At 66.0% G+C, this 22,670-nt stretch carries 22 protein-coding genes; 9 read left to right on the top strand and 13 right to left on the bottom strand.

Annotated elements, in window-relative coordinates:
• Positions 1–53 precede the first annotated feature (53 nt).
• From AC1D2E_RS28325 to AC1D2E_RS28295, 7 genes are all read right to left on the bottom strand, one after another.
• Positions 54–1,244: a serine hydrolase gene (locus AC1D2E_RS28325; RefSeq protein WP_478200481.1), complete on the bottom strand. Its 1,191-nt coding sequence runs from the start codon at positions 1,242–1,244 to the stop codon at positions 54–56.
• Positions 1,245–1,360: 116 nt separating this feature from the next.
• A complete protein-coding gene (locus AC1D2E_RS28320) occupies positions 1,361–2,899 on the bottom strand; it encodes a 2-isopropylmalate synthase (protein ID WP_478200479.1) in 1,539 nt (512 codons plus the stop codon).
• 52 nt (positions 2,900–2,951) lie between these two features.
• Entirely contained in the window at positions 2,952–4,655 is a 1,704-nt protein-coding gene (gene leuA, locus AC1D2E_RS28315) for a 2-isopropylmalate synthase (protein WP_478200478.1), read from the bottom strand.
• A gap of 349 nt (positions 4,656–5,004) precedes the next feature.
• A complete protein-coding gene (gene pssA / locus AC1D2E_RS28310; protein WP_478171511.1) occupies positions 5,005–5,829 on the bottom strand; it encodes a CDP-diacylglycerol--serine O-phosphatidyltransferase in 825 nt (274 codons plus the stop codon).
• Between the two features lie 148 nt (positions 5,830–5,977).
• Entirely contained in the window at positions 5,978–6,994 is a 1,017-nt protein-coding gene (ilvC, locus tag AC1D2E_RS28305) for a ketol-acid reductoisomerase (RefSeq protein WP_478200477.1), read from the bottom strand.
• Between the two features lie 43 nt (positions 6,995–7,037).
• The gene (gene ilvN, locus AC1D2E_RS28300) at positions 7,038–7,529 is read right to left on the bottom strand and encodes an acetolactate synthase small subunit (RefSeq protein WP_478200476.1); all 492 of its coding nucleotides are present in this window, start codon (positions 7,527–7,529) and stop codon (positions 7,038–7,040) included.
• Positions 7,530–7,659: 130 nt separating this feature from the next.
• Positions 7,660–9,444, bottom strand: a complete 1,785-nt coding sequence (locus AC1D2E_RS28295; RefSeq protein ID WP_478200475.1) for an acetolactate synthase 3 catalytic subunit — start codon at positions 9,442–9,444, stop codon at positions 7,660–7,662.
• 285 nt (positions 9,445–9,729) lie between these two features.
• Here AC1D2E_RS28295 and AC1D2E_RS28290 point away from each other — a divergent pair, with 285 nt between their 5' ends.
• From AC1D2E_RS28290 to AC1D2E_RS28265, 6 genes are all read left to right on the top strand, one after another.
• Positions 9,730–10,296 (top strand): RNA polymerase sigma factor, encoded by a 567-nt coding sequence (locus AC1D2E_RS28290; RefSeq protein ID WP_478171508.1) that lies wholly within the window; start codon positions 9,730–9,732, stop codon positions 10,294–10,296.
• On the top strand, positions 10,293–10,727 hold the full coding sequence (locus AC1D2E_RS28285) for a DUF3619 family protein (protein ID WP_478200474.1): 435 nt from the start codon (positions 10,293–10,295) through the stop codon (positions 10,725–10,727). Before AC1D2E_RS28290 ends, AC1D2E_RS28285 begins: the two co-directional genes overlap by 4 nt.
• Positions 10,728–10,740: 13 nt before the next feature.
• Positions 10,741–11,538, top strand: a complete 798-nt coding sequence (locus AC1D2E_RS28280; RefSeq protein ID WP_478200473.1) for a DUF3106 domain-containing protein — start codon at positions 10,741–10,743, stop codon at positions 11,536–11,538.
• Positions 11,539–11,641: 103 nt separating this feature from the next.
• Positions 11,642–12,103 (top strand): RDD family protein, encoded by a 462-nt coding sequence (locus AC1D2E_RS28275; RefSeq protein WP_478200480.1) that lies wholly within the window; start codon positions 11,642–11,644, stop codon positions 12,101–12,103.
• On the top strand, positions 12,100–12,489 hold the full coding sequence (locus AC1D2E_RS28270; protein ID WP_478200472.1) for a diacylglycerol kinase: 390 nt from the start codon (positions 12,100–12,102) through the stop codon (positions 12,487–12,489). The genes AC1D2E_RS28275 and AC1D2E_RS28270 overlap by 4 nt, the downstream gene beginning before the upstream one ends.
• An 18-nt stretch (positions 12,490–12,507) precedes the next feature.
• A complete protein-coding gene (locus AC1D2E_RS28265; RefSeq protein ID WP_478200471.1) occupies positions 12,508–13,098 on the top strand; it encodes an LOG family protein in 591 nt (196 codons plus the stop codon).
• A gap of 142 nt (positions 13,099–13,240) precedes the next feature.
• Here AC1D2E_RS28265 and AC1D2E_RS28260 read toward each other — a convergent pair whose 3' ends face one another.
• Both AC1D2E_RS28260 and AC1D2E_RS28255 read right to left on the bottom strand, forming a co-directional pair.
• Positions 13,241–13,579: a P-II family nitrogen regulator gene (locus AC1D2E_RS28260; protein WP_286368035.1), complete on the bottom strand. Its 339-nt coding sequence runs from the start codon at positions 13,577–13,579 to the stop codon at positions 13,241–13,243.
• Positions 13,576–15,270, bottom strand: a complete 1,695-nt coding sequence (locus AC1D2E_RS28255) for an NAD+ synthase (protein ID WP_478200470.1) — start codon at positions 15,268–15,270, stop codon at positions 13,576–13,578. Before AC1D2E_RS28255 ends, AC1D2E_RS28260 begins: the two co-directional genes overlap by 4 nt.
• Positions 15,271–15,377: 107 nt before the next feature.
• Here AC1D2E_RS28255 and AC1D2E_RS28250 point away from each other — a divergent pair, with 107 nt between their 5' ends.
• Both AC1D2E_RS28250 and AC1D2E_RS28245 read left to right on the top strand, forming a co-directional pair.
• Positions 15,378–16,313: a DMT family transporter gene (locus AC1D2E_RS28250; protein WP_478200469.1), complete on the top strand. Its 936-nt coding sequence runs from the start codon at positions 15,378–15,380 to the stop codon at positions 16,311–16,313.
• A gap of 11 nt (positions 16,314–16,324) precedes the next feature.
• A complete protein-coding gene (locus AC1D2E_RS28245) occupies positions 16,325–17,671 on the top strand; it encodes a GNAT family N-acetyltransferase (protein ID WP_478200468.1) in 1,347 nt (448 codons plus the stop codon).
• A 49-nt stretch (positions 17,672–17,720) separates the two neighbouring features.
• Here the strand turns inward: AC1D2E_RS28245 and ppa are convergent, their stop codons facing one another.
• Positions 17,721–18,248 (bottom strand): inorganic diphosphatase, encoded by a 528-nt coding sequence (gene ppa / locus AC1D2E_RS28240; protein WP_478171500.1) that lies wholly within the window; start codon positions 18,246–18,248, stop codon positions 17,721–17,723.
• A gap of 253 nt (positions 18,249–18,501) precedes the next feature.
• Here ppa and AC1D2E_RS28235 point away from each other — a divergent pair, with 253 nt between their 5' ends.
• Positions 18,502–21,024, top strand: a complete 2,523-nt coding sequence (locus tag AC1D2E_RS28235; protein ID WP_478200467.1) for a sodium-translocating pyrophosphatase — start codon at positions 18,502–18,504, stop codon at positions 21,022–21,024.
• A gap of 36 nt (positions 21,025–21,060) precedes the next feature.
• Here AC1D2E_RS28235 and AC1D2E_RS28230 read toward each other — a convergent pair whose 3' ends face one another.
• The 3 genes from AC1D2E_RS28230 to AC1D2E_RS28220 form a co-directional block, all read right to left on the bottom strand.
• On the bottom strand, positions 21,061–21,627 hold the full coding sequence (locus AC1D2E_RS28230) for a hypothetical protein (RefSeq protein WP_478171498.1): 567 nt from the start codon (positions 21,625–21,627) through the stop codon (positions 21,061–21,063).
• A gap of 229 nt (positions 21,628–21,856) precedes the next feature.
• Entirely contained in the window at positions 21,857–22,102 is a 246-nt protein-coding gene (locus tag AC1D2E_RS28225) for a hypothetical protein (protein ID WP_478171497.1), read from the bottom strand.
• A complete protein-coding gene (locus tag AC1D2E_RS28220) occupies positions 22,095–22,442 on the bottom strand; it encodes a hypothetical protein (RefSeq protein ID WP_478171496.1) in 348 nt (115 codons plus the stop codon). Before AC1D2E_RS28220 ends, AC1D2E_RS28225 begins: the two co-directional genes overlap by 8 nt.
• Positions 22,443–22,670 lie beyond the last annotated feature (228 nt).

The raw sequence follows: 22,670 nt of genomic DNA, 5'->3' as shown, positions 1-22,670 counted from the left end.
GCGACCCACACGCAGTGGGGGAGCGTGGGGGCAAGCTCAGCGTGGGGGCCAGCTCAGCTGGCTGCGTGGGCGTACACCTGCTGCACGCCGCCACCCGGATTGGCCATGTGGGTCGCCTCGACCCAGCGGCGCACGCGCTCGGCGTCGCCGATGCGGCTGAACTTGCCGGCGGAATCGAGGAACACCATGATCAGCTTGCGGCCGGCGATCTTGGCCTGCATGACGAGGCACTGGCCGGCCTCCGAGATGTAACCGGTCTTCTGCACCCCGATGTCCCAATCCGGGCTCTTCACGAGGCGGTTCGTGGTGTTGAACTGCAGCGTGCGGTTTCCGACTTCCACCTGGTACTCGGGCGAAGTCGACAGTTGGCGCACGGTGGCGTCGGCGTAGGCGGCATTGACCAGCAGGGCCAGGTCCTGGGCGCTCGACTGGTTGCGGCTCGACAGGCCGGTCGGCTCGACGTAGCGGGTGTCCTTCATGCCGAGCATCTTGGCCTTGGCATTCATCACGCTGACAAAAGTGGCCAGTCCCCCGGGGTAGGTGCGACCGAGCGCATGGGCCGCACGGTTTTCGCTCGACATCAGCGCCAGATGCAGCAGTTCGCCCCGCGGCAGTGTCGCGCCGACATAAAGCCGCGAGCGGCTGAATTTCTCGGTATCAATGTCATCCTGGGTGATGGTGATCAGTTCGTCGGAGGGCAGCTTGGCCTCGCTGATCAGCAGCCCGGTCATGAGCTTGGTCAGCGACGCAATCGGCAGCACCGCATGGTCGTTCTTGCTGAACAGCACTTCCTGGGTGTCCTGGTCGATCACGAGCGCCACGCTGGACTTCAGGTCGAGCGCATCCTCGGTGCTGTGCAGCCCGGCCATCTGGCCGAAGGATTGCCGCGCGGGTGCGGCATCCGCCACACGAACGACCGAGCGCCGCTGCACGGCCACCACCGTCTTGCCGTTCTTCTGGCGAATCGACGCCACCACATTGCGTCCACCGCTTACAACTTTGTCGGCTTTGTCAACTTTTGCGACCTGCTTGGAGGCCGTGCGCTTCGAAGCCGTCGCCGCGGAGGCCTTCGGGCTGGAGTCCGAACTCACCGAATCCTTCTTGGTGCCAGCCCCCTTCTTCGAAGCCGCGGCAGCATGCGCGCCGGGCAACAAAAACGCCGTGGCGCAAAGAACCACGGCGGCGAGGCGAAGGGCGGGAAGGAACCGCTGGCTGGAAACTCGGTAGGAACGGGMTTCAGGCATTAAAAACTCTCCAGCGGCGAAAAAAGGTGTCCGCAGTGTATCGAAATCGAAAAAGACACGCAATATCAGTTACTTGCACCCTCTTCTTCAAATCGAATACAAGGAGCACGGAAAACCTAACCTTGTGCAGCTACTCTCTCAGCTTGGCTCTGCAACTTATTGAGAGCACTTAAGTATGCTTTTGCCGATGCGACCACGATGTCGGGATCGGCACCGACCCCGTTCACCACGCGGCCGGCATTCTGCAAGCGCACCGTCACTTCCCCTTGGCTCTCTGTCGATCCGCTGATCGCATTGACCGAGTAGAGCACCATCTCGGCCCCGCTCTTGACCTGGGCCTCGATCGCCTTCAGGGACGCATCCACCGGCCCGTTGCCGTCGGATTCGCCCGTGACCTCCTTGCCCTGCACGGTAAAGACGATGCGGGCCTGCGGCCGCTCCCCGGTTTCACTATGTTGCGACAAGGATACAAAGCTGAACCGTTCACCAACGTGCGAGTGCTCTTCTTCGCTGACCAGCGCGAGGATGTCTTCATCAAATATTTCGCTTTTTCTGTCGGCCAGTTCCTTGAAGCGCGCGAAAGCGGCATTGATGTCGGCCTCGCTCTCCATCGTCACGCCCAGGTCCTGCAGGCGCTGCTTGAAGGCGTTGCGGCCGCTGAGCTTGCCCAGCACGATCTTGTTGGCGCTCCAGCCCACGTCCTCGGCCCGCATGATCTCGTAGGTGTCGCGCGCCTTGAGCACGCCGTCCTGGTGGATGCCGGACGCGTGGGCGAAGGCATTGGCGCCGACCACGGCCTTGTTGGGCTGCACCACGAAGCCGGTGGTCTGGCTCACCATGCGGCTGGCGGCCACGATATGGCGGGTGTCGATGCCCATCTCGAGGCCGAAATAGTCCTTGCGGGTCTTCACCGCCATCACGATCTCTTCCAGCGAGCAGTTGCCGGCGCGCTCGCCCAGGCCGTTGATGGTGCACTCGACCTGCCGGGCGCCGCCGATCTTCACGCCGGCCAGCGAATTGGCGACCGCCATGCCCAGATCGTTGTGGCAATGCACCGACCAGATCGCCTTGTCGCTGTTCGGGATCCGTTCGCGCAGGGTCTTGATGAAGTTGCCGTAGAGCTCGGGAATCGCATAGCCCACGGTGTCCGGCACGTTGATCGTGGTGGCGCCCTCGTGAATCACGGCCTCGAGCACCCGGCACAGGTAGTCGGGATCGCTGCGGTAGCCGTCCTCGGGGCTGAACTCGACGTCGGCCACCAGGTTGCGCGCGAAGCGCACCGCCAGCCGCGCCTGCTCGAACACCTCGTCGGGCGTCATGCGCAGCTTCTTCTCCATGTGCAGCGGCGAGGTCGCGATGAAGGTGTGGATGCGCGCGTTGGCCGCCCCCTTGAGCGCCTCGGCCGCGCGCGAGATGTCGCGGTCGTTGGCGCGCGACAGGGCGCACACGGTCGACTCCTTGATCGCGTGCGCGATCGCGCTGACCGCATCGAAATCGCCGTTCGAGCTGGCCGGGAAGCCGGCCTCGATGACGTCCACCCGCAGCCGCTCGAGCTGGCGCGCGATGCGCAGCTTCTCGTCCTTGGTCATGGAGGCGCCGGGCGACTGCTCGCCGTCGCGCAGGGTGGTGTCGAAAATGATCAGTTTGTCAGCCATCGGAGATCTCCTTGTCGAGGATGCGCCCGACGGGGCGCGCCCGTCTGCCGCCTCAGGCGGCTGCAACCACGGATTGTGCGCTGCGCGCGCCCCGTGCCCGCGCCCGGGTCAACCCCGAAACGATGGCCTTGAGCGAGGCGGAAATGATATTGGCGTCGATGCCAACCCCGAACAGCGTCATCGCTTCGTCGACGCGCAGCTCGAGGTAGGCCACCGCCTGCGCATCGGCGCCGGCGCCGATCGCATGCTGGTGGTAGTCGATCACGCGGATCGCATGTCCGGTGGCGCCGGCCAGGGCATGGATGAAGGCGTCGATCGGCCCGTTGCCGCGGCCTTCGATGCGGCGAATGTCGCCCTGCCACGGCAGGTCTGCGGTGAGCAGCACCGTGGCGGCCGCGCCCTCCCCCTGCTCCTCGAGCACCTGGTGATGCGGGCCGTTGTCCTCGCGGACGCCGTATTCGCGCTCGAACAGCGCATAGAGATCGGCCGCGGTGAGCTCCTTGCCCGCGACGTCCATCACGCGCTGCACGGCCTGGCTGAATTCCATCTGCAGCCGKCGCGGCAGTTCGAGCCCGAATTCGCTTTCGAGCAGGTAGGCGATGCCGCCCTTGCCCGACTGGCTGTTGACGCGGATCACSGCTTCGTAGCTGCGGCCGACATCCTTCGGATCGATCGGCAGGTAGGGCATGTCCCAGATGTCGCCGTCCTTGCGGGCGCTGAAGGCCTTCCTGATCGCATCCTGGTGCGAGCCCGAGAACGAGGTGTAGACCAGGTCGCCGACATAAGGGTGGCGCGGATGGACCGGCAGCTGGTTGCAGTGCTCGACCGTGGCCCGGATCTCGTCGATGTTCGAGAAGTCGAGCTCGGGCGACACCCCCTGCGTGTACAGGTTGAGCGCGACGTTCACGAGGTCGAGGTTGCCGGTGCGCTCGCCGTTGCCGAACAGACAGCCCTCGATGCGGTCGGCCCCGGCCATCAAGGCGAATTCGCCGGCCGCGGTGCCGGTGCCGCGGTCGTTGTGCGGGTGCACCGACAGCACGATCGAATCGCGGCGCGCGAGGTGGCGGTGCATCCACTCGACCATGTCGGCGAAGATGTTCGGCGTCGAATGCTCGACCGTCGACGGCAGGTTGACGATGCACTTGCGCTCGGGCGTCGGTGCCCACACTTCGGTGACCGAATCCACCACGCGCTTGGAGAACGCGAGGTCGGTGCCCGAGAACATCTCGGGCGAATACTGGAAGGTCCATTGGGTGGCCGGCTGCTTCGCGGCACAGTCGTTGAACATGCGCGCATGCGTGGTCGCGAGTTCGACGATCTGGTCCTCGTCCATGCCGAGCACAACGCGCCGCATGATCGGCGCCACGGCGTTGTACAGATGGACGATGGCGCGCGGCGCGCCTTGCAAGGCCTCGAAGGTGCGCTCGATCAGGTGGTCGCGGGCTTGCGTCAGCACCTGGATCGTCACGTCGTCGGGAATGCGGTCTTCCTCGATCAGCTTGCGCACGAAGTCGAACTCCACCTGGGAGGCCGAGGGGAAGCCCACCTCGATCTCCTTGAAGCCGATCGCCACCAGCGTCTCGAACATCTTCATCTTGCGAGCGATGTCCATCGGCTCCACCAGCGCCTGGTTGCCATCGCGCAGGTCGGTCGACAGCCAGATCGGCGCGCGGGTCAGCACGGCGTCGGGCCAGGTGCGGTCCTTCAAGGCGATCGGGGCGAAGGCGCGGTACTTGCGGTCGGGTTGCTTCAACATCTTGGATTTCTCGCTGTGGTTGGGAGTCCACCAGCAACCCCAAACAAAACGGCCCGTTGCTGGTGCGAACGGGCCGTGGTGAGGGATTTGCGCGCGCGCTCTACCGTCTCCGCCCGAAGGGGATCAGTAGTAGGGCCAGCGAAATCTTGTTCATGAGGTTGGGGAATATAGCACACCCCAGGTTGGCTCACTGCGCGCAGCCGACAAACAAACACAGCGCCGGTTTCCCCCGGCCGGCGCAGCCAGGCCCGTCGGTGAAACACCGCGGAACCGGCTTCGCCGGGCCGCTGGTGTTGCCCCCGGTAGGGGGTGGGCGGGCTACACGAAGTGAGCCCAACCTGGGGGCGAGCTAGTTATGCAGTCCGCGTTCGTCGGGCTCGTCGGTCGAGATGCTGATCACGCTGACCTGCTGGCCCTTGGCCTTGCGCCAGGCATAGACCACGTAGCCGCTCAATCCGTAGGCGACGAAGACACCGAACAGCACGGTCGGCGGATGGATGTTGATCACCGCGATGCCGAGCGCGATCAGCACGATGACCGCGAAGGGAACGCTCTTCTTCATCTGGACGTCCTTGAAACTGTAGAACGGCGCATTGGTCACCATCGAGAGCCCGGCATACAGCGTGAAGCCGAAGGTGATCCAGGTGATCTGGTTCCACGAGAGGTACAGCACCTCGCCGCCGCGCTTGCCCCATTCGGTCATCAGCCAGATGAAGCCGGCCACCAGCGCCGCAGCGGCCGGCGACGGCAGGCCCTGGAACCAGCGCTTGTCGACCACCCCGGTGTTGACGTTGAAGCGCGCCAGACGCAGCGCCGCGCAGGCGCAGTAGACGAAGGCCGCGATCCAGCCCCAGCGCCCCAGGCCCTTGAGCGACCATTCGTAGGCGATCAAGGCCGGCGCGGCGCCGAAGGACACCATGTCGGACAGCGAATCCATCTGCTCGCCGAAGGCACTCTGCGTATTGGTCATGCGGGCCACGCGGCCGTCGAGGCTGTCGAGGATCATCGCGGCGAAGACGCCGAGCGCTGCCAGGTCGAAGCGCGCATTCATCGCCATCACGACCGAATAGAAGCCGCCGAACAGCGCCGCCAGCGTGAACAGGTTCGGCAGGATGTAGATGCCCTTGCGGCGCTTGCGAATGGGTGCATCGTCGGGCAGCGTGTCGTCATGCATGGGGTCGGCCTCCAGCACGGAAGGGACTCGGGTACGGGGCAGGACGGACGAAAAAAGACATCGGTGGCAGTGTAGTTCAGGCGCTATGCGCAGCTCCATGAAAAAGGGCCACCGCGTGGTGGCCCTGGTCGCTTCGGAACGATCCGGATCAGTTGCGGRTCTGGTCGACCAGCTTGTTCTTCTTGATCCACGGCATCATCGCGCGCAGCTTCTCGCCCACCACTTCGATCTGGTGCTCGGCGTTCAGGCGGCGGCGGCTGATCAGCGTGGGCGCGCCGGCAGCGTTCTCGAGCACGAAGCTCTTGGCGTATTCGCCGGTCTGGATGTCCTTCAGTACTTGCTTCATGACCTTCTTGGTCTCGTCCGTGACGATGCGCGGGCCGGTCACGTACTCGCCGTACTCGGCGTTGTTCGAGATCGAGTAGTTCATGTTGGCGATGCCGCCTTCATAGATCAGGTCGACGATCAGCTTGAGCTCGTGCAGGCATTCGAAGTACGCCATTTCGGGCGCATAGCCGGCTTCCACCAGCGTCTCGAAACCGGCCTTGATCAGCTCGACGGTACCGCCGCAAAGCACGGCCTGTTCGCCGAACAGGTCGGTCTCGGTTTCTTCGCGGAAGTTGGTCTCGATGATGCCGGCCTTGCCGCCGCCGTTGGCGGTGGCGTAGGACAGCGCCAGGTCGCGCGCCTTGCCGCTCTTGTCGGCATGCACGGCGATCAGGTGCGGCACGCCGCCGCCTTGGGCGTACGTGCTGCGCACCGTGTGGCCGGGCGCCTTCGGGGCCACCATCCAGACATCGAGGTCGGCGCGCGGCTGCACGAAACCGTAGTGCACGTTGAAGCCGTGCGCGAAGACCAGCGACGCGCCTTCCTTGATGTTCGGCGCGACGTCGTTCTTGTAGACGCTGGCGATCTGCTCGTCGGGCAGCAGGATCATGACCACGTCGGCGGACTTCACGGCGTCGGCCACTTCGGCGACCTTGAGGCCGGCCTTCTCGACCTTGGGCCAGGAAGCGCCGCCCTTGCGCAGGCCGACGACGACCTTGACGCCGCTGTCGTTGAGGTTCTGCGCGTGCGCGTGGCCCTGGCTGCCGTAGCCGATGATTGCCACGGTCTTGCCCTTGATCAGGCTCAGATCGGCGTCCTTGTCGTAATAGACCTTCATGAGAGTGCTCCTTCGTTGATTCGGTGGGTGTGGATGAGAGGGGTCAAACGCGCAGGATGCGCTCGCCGCGGCCGATGCCGCTGGCGCCGGTACGGACGGTCTCGAGGATCGCGCCGCGCTCGATGGCTTCGAGGAAGGCGTCGTTCTTGCCGTGGTCGCCGGTGAGCTCGATGGTGTAGCTCTTGTCGGTCACGTCGATGATGCGGCCGCGGAAGATCTCCGCCATGCGCATCATCTCTTCGCGCTCCTTGCCGACCGCGCGCACCTTCACCATCATGAGCTCGCGCTCGGTGTAGGAACCTTCGGTCAGGTCGACGACCTTGACGACCTCGATCAGCCGGTTCAGGTGCTTGGTGATCTGCTCGATCACGTCGTCCGACCCCGCGGTGACGATGGTCATGCGCGACAGGCTCGCATCCTCGGTGGGCGCGACGGTCAGCGATTCGATGTTGTAGCCGCGGGCCGAGAACAGGCCGACGACGCGGGAAAGTGCACCGGGCTCGTTCTCGAGCAGCACGGCAATGATGTGTTTCATGTCAGCAGGACTCCTCTTTTCGCCGCCCTCCCCCGTGCACGGTAATGCGCGGGCTCGACAAGCGATTGAATCGTCCGGAAAAAAGTTATAGAAGGAGCCGAGTCCGCGCAGCGGACCGGCTTATCGTCTGTTACAAATCCTCGGCACCCAGCAGCATCTCGGTGATGCCCATGCCCGCCTTGACCATCGGGAACACGTTCTCGGTCGGGTCGGTGCGGAAGTCCATGAACACGGTGCGATCCTTGAGCTTGCGCGCCTCGCGCAATGCCGGCTCCACGTCCTGCGGCCGTTCGATCAGCAGGCCGACGTGGCCGTAGGCCTCGGCCAGCTTGACGAAATTGGGCAGTGCGTCCATGTAGCTGTGGCTGTAGCGGCCCGAATACTCGATCTCCTGCCACTGCCGCACCATGCCGAGGTAGCGGTTGTTCAGCGAGCAGATCTTGATCGGCGTGTTGTACTGCAGGCAGGTCGAAAGCTCCTGGATGCACATCTGCACCGAGCCTTCGCCCGTGATGCAGAACACTTCCGACTCGGGCTTGGCGAGCTTGATGCCCATCGCGTACGGAATGCCCACGCCCATGGTGCCCAGGCCGCCCGAGTTGATCCAGCGGCGCGGCTCGTCGAAGCGGTAGTACTGCGCGGCCCACATCTGGTGCTGGCCGACGTCGGACGTGATGTAGGTGTCGGCGTCCTTGGTCATGTTCCAGAGCGTCTCGACCACGTACTGCGGCTTGATCACGTCCTTGTTGCCGCGGTCGTACTTGAGGCAGTCCTTGCCGCGCCACTCTTCGATGGTGCGCCACCAGCTGGCCAGCGCGCCGGCGTCGGGCCGGATGGTGCTCTCGCGGATCATCGAGATCAGCTCCGTCAGCACGTCCTTGACGTCGCCGACGATCGGGATGTCGACCTTGACGCGCTTCGAGATGCTCGACGGGTCGATGTCGATGTGGATGATCTTGCGTTCGTTCTGCGCGAAGTGCTTCGGGTTGCCGATCACGCGGTCGTCGAAGCGCGCACCCACGGCCAGCAGCACGTCGCAGTTCTGCATCGCGTTGTTGGCTTCGATGGTGCCGTGCATGCCGAGCATGCCGAGGAACTTGCGGTCGCTGGCCGGATAGGCGCCCAGGCCCATCAGCGTGTTGGTGACCGGGTAGCCCAGCATGTCGACCAAGGTGCGCAGCTCGTTGGTGGCGTTGCTCAGCAGYACGCCGCCGCCGGTGTAGATGTACGGCCGCTTCGCCGTCAGCAGCAGCTGCAGCGCCTTGCGGATCTGTCCGCCGTGGCCCTTGCGCACCGGGTTGTACGAACGCATCTCGACCTTGTCGGGATAGCCTGCGTAGGGAACCTTCTTGAAGGACACGTCCTTCGGCACGTCGACCACCACCGGGCCCGGACGGCCGGTGCGTGCGATGTGGAAGGCCTTCTTCATCGTCATCGCCAGGTCCTTGGGATCCTTGACGAGGAAGTTGTGCTTGACGATCGGCCGCGTGATGCCGACGGTGTCGCATTCCTGGAAGGCATCGAGCCCGATCGCCGCGGTCGGAACCTGCCCCGAGATGATCACCATCGGGATCGAATCCATGTAGGCGGTCGCGATACCGGTGACGGCATTCGTCAGGCCAGGCCCGGAGGTGACCAGCGCGACGCCGACATCGCCGGTGGCCCGGGCGTAGCCGTCGGCCGCGTGCACAGCGGCCTGTTCGTGGCGCACCAGCACGTGCTGAATGGTGTCCTGCTTGTAGAACGCGTCGTAGATATAGAGAACCGCGCCACCCGGGTAGCCCCAGACGTACTTGACGCCTTCGGCCTGCAGTGCCTTGACCAGCACTTCGGCGCCCATGAGTTCTTGGGGTTGATTGCCGATCCCTGCGGATGCGGCTGCTGCGGAAGCGAGTTCCGCCTTCGAGATTTCCATGATGAACCTTTGCGTTTTTTCGGGAACGAAAAACCTTGGGTGCCCCTTCGCCAGCTCTTGTGAAGCCGCGTCAGGACTTGAGGCCAAAGCCATGGGCGTATCTGTATACCGCCGGACCTTGACCCGTTTGCCTTTTGACTTGCAAGGCGGATTATGACACGCGCAGACGGCGCCATGGCCCCCGGAAACGGCCCATCGACCGCAGAGGCATAATTCGCGACGACAAAAAGACAAACTTTCCAGAGACACTTCCCACGCGGCGCACTTTTTTGGCGCCGGATTCGCTTGGCCACTGAAAAAGAACTTTCCGACTTCCTGAAGAGCGTCGAACGACGGGCATTCAAGCGTTCCGTCTACCACGTGCGGGACGAGGAGGCGGCCCTCGACATCGTGCAGGACAGCATGATGAAGCTGGCCGAACACTACGGTGACAAGCCGGCCAATGAGTTGCCGATGCTGTTCCAGCGCATCCTTTCGAACTGCACGCTCGACTGGTTCCGACGGCAGAAGACGAGGCGGGCGCTGTTCTCCAACCTCAGCGACTTCGAGTCGATCGACGACGACGGCGATTTCGACCTGCTGGAGCATGTCCAGTCGCCGACCGATACACGCGAGAGCGAGAGCGCCGAAGACAGTACCCGGAGGGCCCAGGTCTTCCGCGAGATCGAGGAACAGATCGCCGCACTGCCCGGGCGTCAACGCGAGGCCTTTCTGATGCGTTACTGGGAGGAAATGGACGTCGCCGAGACGGCTGCCGCGATGGGGTGCTCCGAAGGGAGCGTCAAGACCCATTGCTCGCGGGCCGTTCATGCCTTGAGCAAGGCACTCAAAGCCAAGGGAATTTCGCTATGAAACCAACATTCTCCGCCCCGCCAGGCACACCCGTTGCCTTCGAAGAGCAATTCGGTCGCCGGGTCGCAGCGCGCCTGTCTGCCGGCAACGTCGAACTCCCGCACGAGATCGGCGAGCGCCTGCGCGCGGCCCGGGTGCAGGCGGTGGCCCGCCGCAAGACGGTGCCGCAGCTCCGGCCGGCGCCGGTGGTGGTGTCCAGCGGCCGCGCAGCGGCGCTCGGCGGCGGCTGGTGGACCGGCATCGGTTCGGTGCTGCCGCTGGTGGCGCTGGTGGCGGGACTGATGGCGATCAGCGTGATCCAGGAGGACCGCCGCACCAACGAACTGGCGGAAGTCGATTCGGCCCTGCTGACCGACGACCTGCCGCCCGCCGCGTACACCGACCCTGGCTTCGCGCAATTCCTGAAGACCAGCGACGCAACCGAGCCCTGAGTCCCCGCCACGAATGCTGCGTTCTCCCTCCTCCTGCACCCAGGCGCTGCGTACGGCACGCGCCGGCGCGGCCGCGGCCGGCGTCTGGCTCGCCGCCATGCTGACGCTGGCAGGACTCGGGAGCCCGGCCGCGGCATCCGCCGAGACGCAGACACCCGCCAAGACGCCGAGCCCGGCCACGACGAAGGTCGCCAAGCCGGCATGGCGCGAGCTGAGCACCCGCCAGCAGCGCGCGCTGGCACCGCTGGCGTCCACCTGGGACGAGCTGACCGAACCTCATAAGCGCAAATGGCTGGTGATCGTGCGCGATTACGCGGAGATGTCAGCCGCAGACCAGGAGATCCTGCACAGTCGCATGGAGGAGTGGACCAAGCTGAGCAATCGGGAACGGGCCCAGGCTCGCCTCAATTTCGCCGATGCGAAGCGACTGCCCGCCGACGAGCGCAAGGCCAAATGGGAGGCCTACCAGGCCCTCAGCGACGAGGAAAAGAGCCGGTTGGCGGCCCGTGCCCCGTCGACCGTGTCGCCCGGTGCAGCCGCCACCATCCGGCCCGTGCCGGCCCAGAAGCTGGTGCCGTCGCCCGCCGTCGGGTCCGATCCGCAACACACGCCGCGCATCCAGCTCGCGCCGCCGCCGGCGGCTCCGCTGGCTGCCGCACGCCCACCGGCAGCGCCGCCCTCGCCCTTGCCGCCCCCCGTGTCCCCAGAGGCGCAAGTGCCGTCACCCGCCACGAACGCACCGGCCGCCGAACTGCCTCTGGTTTCAACGCCCCCGGTTCGCCTGAGCGAGCAGCCCTCCGCGGCCCCCTGATCGACGCATGGCAGCCCGTTCCTCCGGCCAGGCCGGACCACAGCCGGTCGTGGCCGCCGAACCCATCGCCTCGCCCCTCGCCACGCCCGGCCTCTGGCGACGCATGGCCTGCTGGCTCTACGAAGGCATGCTGCTGTTCGCGGTGGTGTTCGTCGCCGGCTGGCTTTTCAGCACCCTGGGCCAGATGCGCGACGCCATGGACTCGCGCCGGCATTTGCTGCAAGCCTTCCTCTTTGTCGTCTTCGGCGTCTATTTCGTCTTCTTCTGGACCAAAGGCCACACGTTGGCGATGAAGACCTGGGGCATCCGCGTGGTCGACCGCCAAGGCCGGCCGCTGAGCCAGGGCCGCGCGCTGGCGCGCTATCTGCTGAGCTGGGTCTGGTTTCTGCCGCCGCTGGCCCTGATCGCGCCGTTCAAGCTCGGTGGCGGCGAAGCCGCAGTGCTGGTCCTCGGCTGGGTCGCGGTCTGGGCCCTGCTCGCCCGCTTCCACCCGGAGCGCCAGTTCTGGCATGACGCCTGGGCCGGAACCCGGCTGATCACATCGAAAGCCATGAGCCGGCGATGAACGGGTCCGATCCGGCCAACCCGCAGGCCTTGCGGCGTGGCCTCACCCGCGTCTGGCATGCCGCCCTGATCTCATTGAACGGCTTTCGCGCCGGCTGGCGCGAGGCCGCTTTCCGCGAAGAGGTGATCTGCGCCGTCGTGATGTTCCCGGCCGCCTTCTGGGTCGGCCGCGGCTGGGTCGAAGTGGCGCTGCTGATCTCCACGGTGATGCTGGTGCTGATCGTCGAGCTGCTGAACAGCGCCATCGAGAATGCCATCGACCGCATCGGCCCGGAATGGCATCCGCTGTCGAAGACCGCCAAGGACCTCGGCAGCGCCGCGGTGCTGCTGTCCATCCTGCTCTGCGGTGGCGTCTGGATAGCTGCCTTGCGGCAACGCGTCATCTAGGCGCGGCATGATCGGGGCATGACTTCCAATTTCTCGATTTGCGTTTATTGCGGCTCGCGCCCCGGCGAGCGACCCGAATTCACGACCGTGGCGCAAGCGGTTGGCCGCTGGATCGGCGAGCGCGGCGGCCAACTGGTCTATGGCGGTGGCCGCTCCGGCCTGATGGGCACCGTGGCCGAGGCCACGCGGGCCGCCGGCGGCCGCGTGGTCGGCATCATCCCGAAGGCCCTGGTCGACAAGGAACTCGCAAATCGCCAGAGCGACGAGCTGCACGTGGTCGACACCATGCACGAGCGCAAGGCCATGATGGGCGAGCGCGCCGACGCCTTCCTGGCGCTCCCGGGCGGCATCGGCACCTTCGAGGAACTGTTCGAGATCTGGACCTGGCGCCAGCTCGGCTACCACGACAAGCCGGTCGGCATCCTGAACGCCGGCGGCTACTACGACGGCATGCTGGCTTTCCTGGCCCACAGCGTGCGCGAAGGCTTCATGAACGACTGGCAGATGGACCTGGTGCGCACCGGCACCGATGCCCCCGCGCTCCTCGAAGCCCTGGCCGAAGAGGCCAGGCGTCACCCCGGCGGCGACAAGCTGGCAGAAGTCCTGTAAACGAACAACGAACGCAGGGCCGGCGCAGCCAGGCCCTCGTTGGTGAGACACCGCGGAACCGGCTCCGCCGGGCCGCTGGTGTCGCCCCCGGAAGGGGGGTGGGCGCCCGGACACGAAGTGCCGGGCAACCTGGGGGCGAGCCCTATACAGCCGCCTCGTCCTCTTCGCCGGTACGGATGCGGACCACGCGCTCGACATTCGTGACGAAGATCTTGCCGTCGCCAATCTTGCCGGTGCGCGCCGCGCTCACGATGGCATCGACACAGCGCTCGACGTCGGCCTCGTTGACCACCACCTCGACGCGCATCTTCGGCAGGAAGTCGACCACGTACTCGGCCCCGCGGTAGAGCTCGGTGTGGCCCTTCTGGCGGCCGAAGCCCTTGACCTCGGTGACGGTGAGCCCGGTGACGCCGACCTCGGCCAGTGCCTCGCGCACGTCATCGAGCTTGAACGGTTTGAGGATGGCGGTGATTTGCTTCATAAGGACTTTCTTCCGGCGGTTTCGTTGAATTTGCTGGTGATAGGGTAGCGCCAATCCTTGCCGAAACTGCGATGGGTCACCCGGATACCCACCGGCGCCTGGCGTCTTTTGTACTCGTTGATCTTGATGAGGCGGGCCACCCGCTCGACCACGGCGCGCTCGTAGCCCGCCGCGATGATCTCGTCGATGCCTTCGTCGTCTTCCATGTAGCGGGCCAGGATGCCGTCGAGGATGTCGTAGGGCGGCAGGCTGTCCTGGTCGGTCTGGTCGGGCCGCAGCTCGGCGCTGGGCGGTCGCGTGATGATCCGCTCCGGGATCGGCTCGGCGCCGGTACCGTAGGGATCGTGGGCGTTGCGCCAGCGTGCCAGTGCGAACACGGTGGTCTTCAGCAGGTCCTTGATGACCGCGAAGCCGCCCGCCATGTCGCCGTACAGCGTGCAGTAGCCGGTCGCCATCTCGCTCTTGTTGCCGGTGGTCAGCACGATCGATCCGAACTTGTTCGACAGCGCCATCAGCAGCGTGCCGCGGATGCGGGCCTGCAGGTTCTCCTCGGTGGTGTCCTCGGCCAGGCCCTTGAACTCCTCGGCCAGCGCGCCCCGGAAGGATTCGAAGGTGTGGCGGATCGAGATCTCGTCGTAGCGCACGCCGAGCCGCCCGGCCATCTCGCGGGCATCGATCCAGCTGATGTCCGCTGTGTAGGGCGAGGGCATCATGACCGCGCGGACCCGGTCCTTGCCGAGCGCGTCGACCGCGATCGCGAGCACCAGGGCCGAATCGATGCCACCGGACAAGCCGAGGATCGCGCCCGGAAAGCCGTTCTTGCCGATGTAGTCGCGCACGCCCACCACCAGCGCGTCCCAGAGCTGGGCCTCGGCCTCGCGCGGCGGCGCCACTGCGGCGGCGCCGTTCACGAATCCAACACCGGAAGCCCGGCGTTCGAGCTGCGCGAACACCAGCCGCTCCTTGAAGCTCTCCGCCTGCAGCGCGGCTGTGCCGTCGGCCTCGAGAGCGAAGGAGGCGCCATCGAACACCACCTCGTCCTGGCCGCCGACCAGGTGCGCGTAGACCAGCGGCAGTTCGACCGCCCTGGCGCGCTCCGCCATGCGCACGCTGCGCTCGCCTTCCTTGCCGACATGGAAGGGCGAGGCATTGATGACCGCCAGGATCTCGGCGCCCGCGTCCTTGGCAAGCTGGGCCGGTGTGTCGAACCACGCGTCCTCGCAGATGAGCAGGCCGACCGAGACGCCGCCGGCCTCGAACACGCAGACGCCCTCGCCCGGCGTGAAATAGCGGCGCTCGTCGAAAACCTGGTAGTTCGGCAGTTCGCGCTTGGCGTAGGTATCGAGGATGCGGCCCTCGCTGAGCACGCTGGCGGCGTTGTGGCGCAACTGCACCGCGACCGAACGGCTGCGAATGCTGCGGCCGGTCGGATGCCCCACCACCACCACCATGCCGTCGAGGTCGGCCAGCTCGGCCGCCACGGCGCGCACCGCGTCGTCGCAGGCGGTAACGAAGGCCGGACGCAGGAACAGGTCCTCGGCCGCATAGCCGCAGATCGACAGCTCGGGGGTGAGCAACAGGCGCGCGCCCTGGCCGTAGGCGTCGCGCGCCGCATCGACGATCTTGCGGGCGTTGCCGGCGAGATCGCCCACCACGAAATTGAGCTGCGCGATGGCGAGTTTCAGGGTCATGTCAGGTTCAGGAAAGGGCTGGACGATTATGTCATCGGCCTTCGCCAGGCATGTCTTGCAGGACGCATGCCACGCGCGGCGACGCGGGCTGGTACCCTCGGTGGGCGATGCGCACAGCTTCCTCCTCCGACAGCTTCACCGACGTTCTGCCACGGCCCCAGGGCCAGGCCTACCTGCTGCTCGTGCTGGCGACCCTGACCTGGGGCGCCAATGCCGTGGCGGCCCGCCTGGCGGTGGGCGAGGTATCGCCGATGATGCTGACCTGCTCGCGCTGGATCGTCTGCTGCGCCGCGCTGGCCCTGAGCTCGCGTCACGAGATCGCGGCCCATTGGCGCGCCCTGCGGCCGTCCTGGCTGTTCATCACACTGATGGGCATGCTCGGCTTCACCGGTTTCAACGCCCTCTTCTACGCAGCGGCGCACCACACCACGGCGATCAACATCGCGATCATCCAGGGCACCATTCCGGTGCTGGTGCTGGTCGGCAGCTTCATCTTCTTTCGCAGCCGGATCGGTGCGCTGCAGCTCGCGGGCGTGTTGCTGACGCTGGCCGGTATCGTGGTCGTCGCATCGCGCGGGCAGTTCGCGCTGCTGGCCGACCTCGCCTTCAATGTCGGCGACGTCTGGATGGTGGTGGCCTGCCTGCTGTATGCGGGCTATGCGCTTGGCCTGCGCAACCGGCCGCAAGTGCCGGCGATCGTCTTCTTCGCCGCCACCGCGGGGGTCGCGGCCCTGACCTCGCTGCCGCTGCTGGCGGCAGAAGTTTCGATGGGTCAGTTCTTCATGCCGACAGCCACCGGCATCGCGCTGATCGTCTTCATCGGCCTGCTGCCGAGCTTCGTCTCGCAGATCTTCTTCATCCGGGCGGTGGGCGCGATCGGCCCGGCGAGAGCCGGCCTGTTCCTCAACCTGGTGCCGATCTTCGGGCCGCTGCTGGCTGTCGTGATCCTCGGCGAGCCGCTGTCCGCCTACCATGCACTCGCGTTGGCCCTGGTACTCGGCGGCATCACCATCGCCGAGTCCTTCGGACCCGGCAAGCGCTGACCCCCACGCCCTTGACCACCCCGATCGTCCGCATCCACCGTTCGCCGTCCGAGATCGACGCCGCCGCCTGGGACGAGCTGCTGGCCCTCCAGCCCGCGCCCTCCCCCTTCATGCGCCACGCCTACCTGGCCGCGCTCGACGCCAGCGGCAGCGCCTCGCCGGCCAGCGGCTGGACGCCGCAGTTCATCACGCTGTGGCACGGGAAGCGGCTGATGGGGGCCTGCCCGCTTTACATCAAGGACCATTCCTACGGCGAGTACGTCTTCGACTGGGCCTGGGCCAACGCCTACGAACAGCATGGGCTGGCCTACTACCCGAAGGCGGTTTGCGCGGTGCCCTTCACGCCTGTGCCGGGGGCCCGCCTGCTGGCGCGCGACGCCGAAAGCCGCACCCTGCTGGTGCAGGCCGTGGTCGCCTGGTGCAAGGAAGAGGAACTGTCCTCGCTGCACCTGCTGTTCGGCGCCGACGAGGACATCGCGGCTTGTTCCGAAGCCGGCCTGATGCTGCGCCACACCGTGCAATTCCACTGGGACAATGTGGCCCCCACGCTCGGCACTGGCGTGTCCTCGCYGCCCCCCGAGGGGGCGCGTTCCGCCTYGGGGCGGCCCGGCGGCGGAACCATGGCCCCCACGCTCGGCACTGGCGTGTCCTCGCTGCCCCCCGAGGGGGCGCGTTCCGCCTCGGGGCGGCCCGGCGGCGGAACCGGATGGCCGAACTTCGACGCCTTCCTCGCCAGCCTCGCGCACGACAAGCGCAAGAAGATCCGCCAGGAACGCCGCAAGGTGCATGACGCGGGCGTCACGTTCCGCTGGTCGCGCGGCGCCGACATCCGCGAGGCCGATTGGGATTTCTTCTATCGCTGCTACGCCCGCACCTACCGCGAACATGGCAATCCGCCCTACCTGAACCGCGACTTCTTCCATCGCATGGCGGCCGGCATGCCCGAAGCCTGGCTGCTGTTTGTGGCCGAGCGCGAAGGCAAGCCGATCGCATGCAGCCTCATCGCGCTGTCCGCCGGCCTCGGCGGCGCCGACGACTCGCCGGCGCCGCTGATTGCCTACGGCCGCTATTGGGGTGCGCTCGAGCGCGTCGACTGCCTCCATTTCGAGGCCTGCTACTACCAGCCGCTGCAGTGGTGCATCGAACATGGTGTCGGGCGCTTCGAAGGCGGCGCGCAGGGCGAGCACAAGATGGCCCGCGCGCTGATGCCGGTGCGCACCACCAGCGCGCACTGGCTGGCGCATCCCGCCTTCGCCGACGCGGTGGAACGCTTCCTCGAGCGCGAGGGCGCCGGCATCGAGAACTACCTCGACCACCTGGGCGAACGCAGTCCGTTCCGCCACGCCGAACCCCAATGAAAAACGCCTCGCGGCAATCACCGCGAGGCGTCGTTCATTGCGGCAGCGACTACTTCTTGAAGTTCGCGATGCCGTCCATGATTTCCTTCTTGGCGGCATCGATGCCTTCCCAGCCCAGCACCTTGACCCACTTGCCGGCTTCCAGGTCCTTGTAGTGCTCGAAGAAATGCGTGATGGCCTTCAGGCGCATCTGGTTCACGTCTTCCACCGTCTTCCAGTGGCTGTAGATCGGCAGCACCTTGGTCGTCGGCACGGCCAGCACCTTGCCGTCGATGCCAGCCTCGTCTTCCATCATCAGGATGCCGATCGGCCGGCAAGGCACCACCACGCCCGGCACCAGTGCCCAGGGCGTGATCACCAGCACGTCGACCGGGTCGCCGTCGCCCGACAGCGTCTGCGGCACGTAGCCGTAGTTGGTCGGGTAGTGCATCGCGGTGGTCATGAAGCGGTCGACGAAGATCGCGCCCGATTCCTTGTCGACCTCGTACTTGATCGGGTCGGCGTTCATCGGGATCTCGATGACGACATTGAAGGCTTCGGGGGCGTCTTTACCAGGGGAAACTTGGCCGAGGGACATGGTCTGTCTTTGAAGTAGTTGAAAGTGTTATCGGGATGCGGACAAACCCGAAGTTTACTTTCCATGTCACAGCACAGTCGCGCACAAACGCGTTTTTGCCTGTAAATTGCCGCCGTTGGCCAATCGGTCCCTGCCCTTCGCGGCATCGGGGCTTCGAGGAAGCAACGCGGCGGAAGCTCTGTCCCGTACGCGTTGCGCACAGGGTCTGGCTTTCGTCTCCACTAGTTACAACGAACGACTGGAGAAGCAAGGCATGACTGGCAACACCCCTATCGTCCTCGCCATCGTCTGCGGCCTGGTGGCCGTGGCGTATGGCTTCTGGGCGCGCAGCTGGATACTTTCGAAGGACCCGGGCAACGCCCGAATGCAGGAGATCGCGGCCGCGATCCAGACCGGCGCGGCGGCCTACCTCGCCAAGCAATACCGCACCATCGCGGTGGTCGGCCTGGTGCTGGCGATCCTGATCGCAGTCTTCCTCGACGCCACCACGGCCATCGGCTTCGTGATCGGCGCGGTGTTGTCGGGCGCCTGCGGCTTCATCGGCATGAACGTCTCGGTACGCGCCAACGTGCGCACCGCGCAGGCCGCGACCCAGGGCATCGGCCCGGCACTCGACGTCGCCTTCCGCGGCGGCGCCATCACCGGCATGCTGGTGGTCGGCCTCGGCCTGCTCGGAGTCTCGGTCTTCTACTGGTTCCTCGCCGGCAACGGCCAGCTGACGCCGGACAAGAGCCTCGCGAGCTTGCTGAATCCACTGATCGGCTTCGCCTTCGGCTCATCGTTGATCTCGATCTTCGCGCGGCTCGGCGGCGGCATCTTCACCAAGGGCGCAGATGTCGGCGCCGACCTGGTGGGCAAAGTCGAGGCCGGCATCCCCGAGGACGATCCGCGCAACCCGGCGGTGATCGCCGACAACGTGGGCGACAACGTCGGCGACTGCGCCGGCATGGCGGCCGACCTGTTCGAGACCTACGCCGTGACGTTGATCGCCACCATGGTGCTGGGCGCGCTGATGGTGGCGGCGGCACCGGTCAACGCAGTGCTGTATCCGCTGGCGCTGGGCGCCGTGTCGATCATCGCGTCGATCATCGGCTGCTTCTTCGTCAAGGCTTCACCGGGCATGGTCAACGTGATGCCGGCGCTCTACAAGGGGCTGGCGGTGGCGGGCCTGCTGTCGCTGATCGCCTTCTGGTTCGTGACCAGCTGGCTGATTCCCGACAACGCGATCGCCGCCAGCGGCAGCCAGATCAAGCTGTTCGGCGCCTGCTTCGTCGGCCTGGCGCTCACCGCGGCGCTGGTCTGGATCACCGAGTTCTACACCGGCACCCAGTACAAGCCGGTGCAGCACATCGCGCAGGCCTCGACCACGGGCCATGGAACCAACATCATCGCCGGCCTGGGCGTTTCGATGCGTTCCACCGCCTGGCCGGTGATCTGCGTCTGCATCGCGATCCTGGCCTCCTATACGCTGGCGGGCCTCTACGGCATTGCCGTGGCGGCAACGTCCATGCTGAGCATGGCCGGCATCGTGGTCGCGCTCGACGCCTACGGCCCGATCACCGACAACGCCGGCGGCATCGCCGAGATGTCCGAACTGCCGGCCAGCGTGCGCGAAGTCACCGACCCGCTGGACGCGGTGGGCAACACCACCAAGGCCGTGACCAAGGGCTACGCGATCGGGTCGGCCGGCCTCGCCGCCTTGGTGCTGTTCGCCGACTACACCCACAAGCTCGAGAGCTACGGGCTCAACATCAGCTTCAACCTGAGCGACCCGATGGTGATCGTCGGCCTCTTCATCGGCGGCCTGATCCCCTACCTCTTCGGCGCCATGGCCATGGAGGCCGTCGGCCGCGCTGCCGGCTCGGTGGTGGAGGAAGTGCGCAGGCAGTTCCGCGAGATCCCGGGCATCATGGAAGGCACCGGCAAGCCCGAGTACGGCCGCGCCGTGAGCATGCTGACCGGCGCGGCGATCAAGGAAATGATGATCCCCTCGCTGCTGCCGGTGGTGGTGCCGATCGTGGTCGGCCTGCTACTCGGACCGAAGGCGCTGGGCGGCCTGCTGATGGGCACCATCGTGACCGGACTGTTCGTCGCCATCTCGATGTGCACCGGCGGCGGCGCCTGGGACAACGCCAAGAAGTACATCGAGGACGGGCACCACGGCGGCAAGGGCTCCGAAGCGCACAAGGCGGCCGTCACCGGCGACACGGTGGGCGATCCCTACAAGGACACGGCCGGCCCGGCGGTGAATCCGCTGATCAAGATCATCAACATCGTGGCCCTGCTGATCGTGCCGCTGGTGGTCAAGTTCCACGCCGGCGACGCGGGCGCGATGACGGCACCGGCCGTGGCCCCGCCGCCGGTCAGCGCACCGGCAGCGCCGGGCGCACCGGCCACGGCACCCGCTGCTGCGGCACCTGCCGCGGCAACGGTGGCCGCAGCCGACACCGGCACGGCGATCAAGACCGAGGGTGGTGTGGTCAAGTTCTACTTCGCCATCAACAGCGCCGAAGTCCCCGCCGGTTCCAGCGCCGCGCTGGCCGACATCGTGAAATCCGTGCAAAGCGGCGGCCGCGTGCTGGTGAGCGGCTATCACGACGCCAGCGGCGACCCCGAGAAGAACGCCGAGCTCGCCAAGCAGCGCGCGATCGCGGTGGGCGCGGCGCTCAAGATCGCCGGCGTTCCCGAAGACAAGGTCGAGCTCGCCAAGCCCACCCAGACCCAGGCCGACGGGGCGCCGGCCGAGGCGCGCCGGGTCGAAGTGAAGCTGCAGTAGCGGCGCCTGAGCGCAGCGCCGTCCGGCGCCCTTCGTTCAGTTCAGGCTGATGCGCTGCGACGGCAGCGCGCCTTGCTCGCTGCGCAGCGGCACGCCCTGCAAAGTGTCGAAATCGGACGGTGCCTCGGGCACGCGCATTTCTTCCAGTTCGTGCAGCGAGGCGACCCAGCGGCCCGCTGCGGATTCGGCCGGCTCGTCGTTGGTGAAGATGCCATCGCGGATGTAGAAGGTCTCGCCCGCCGGCCGCTCCATGTGCAGCTCGATCAGCCGCGAGATCGAGAAGGTGTAGGTGACCAGCTTTTCCTTCGTCTTGCGGTCCTTGGCACCGCAATTGAAGAAGCCTTCGGCGGCGATCACGATGCACGAGCCCTCGACCGAACTGTCGATGTCGCCGCCGCAGCGCCAGATGGCGGTCGGCAGCCGGACCCGCACCTTGTCGATCACCAGATCGCGCTGCTTGTTGAGCGCATTGAGCGGCGGAACCAGCGAGCGCAATTGCCGCAAACGCTCGGCGAAGTTGTCGTCGATGCAGAACTCCACATGGTGCGTGGCGCCGCCCGAGCGCTTGACGACCTGCATGATGACGTGACGCGGTTGGCTCACAAGGGCCGTCCTTTCGCATGCATTCGACCCGGATTCGACCGATGACAGGCAATGGTCTTCATTGGGATCATTGAATCTACTTAATTAGAACTTAGGTATTGGCGAAATCACCTCCACCAATTGTTTCCAACTGTAGTTCGAATTGCCCTTAATGGATAGGCAACACGAAGTATTAAATAGATTCAATCAATTGAATGCTCTTCAGCGATAGCCGAAGAAGCGCGCAATCTCAGGTCGCGCCGGAGGCTTCCATCAGTTCGTCGAGCGCCTTGCAGGACGGTGCGCACACCGTCTGCGACTTGCCCAGCAGCTGCCGGGTGCGCATCTGCGAGCGCACGCGATGCTTCCCGCACATGAAGCAGGACATGGTCGCCCCGCTGAACGAGGCCGAAGCACGAAACGGGGAACCCGGCGCCTTGGCCTTGTAGCGCAGCCCGTCGGCCACGACCGCAGTCTTGACCTCGCTCTTACTCATGGGTGGCGTCCGGGCCGGTGGCACGCATGGCACGCTCGATCGCCTTCCTCGCGGCCAGCTCGGCCGCCAGCGAAGCGTCGAGCGCCGAGCGGCAGAGGCCGGCGTGCTGGTAATTGAGGTTTTCGTAGAGTTGCGACGCGGCTGGATAGGCATCCAGAAGCTTGCCCAGCTCGAAGCCCGGCTCGGAATCTCGGAACTGATCGACCAGGTGCATCACCACCGACCGGTATTGCTCGGGGCCTACCGGCACGGCGCTGTGCTCCAGCCGCTCGAGGAGCTGGGCCAGGACATGCGTCACGGCCAGGTCGGCCTTGTGCGCGGGGGTGTGGGTAGCGTTCATGCACAGCATGTGGGGCGGCGGCGGCGGATTGCAAGAGCGGAAAAGGACCATCCCCCGAGCCTACAGCAGCATCTCCGGCACGATCGGGGCGATCAGGGAGTTGTAGAAGCGCTTGAAAAAGCCGGATTCGGGCTCCGAGGTCAGGATCATCTCCTTTTCTCCGTCGGTGGTGAGCCACTCGAGCGCCCCGGTGCGCTTGTCCAGCCGCAACCGGTAGGAGTTCTGCAG

The sequence above is a fragment of the Variovorax sp. P1_H2 genome (genome assembly GCF_056405295.1).
This window is presented reverse-complemented; position numbering and strand designations above follow the sequence as displayed.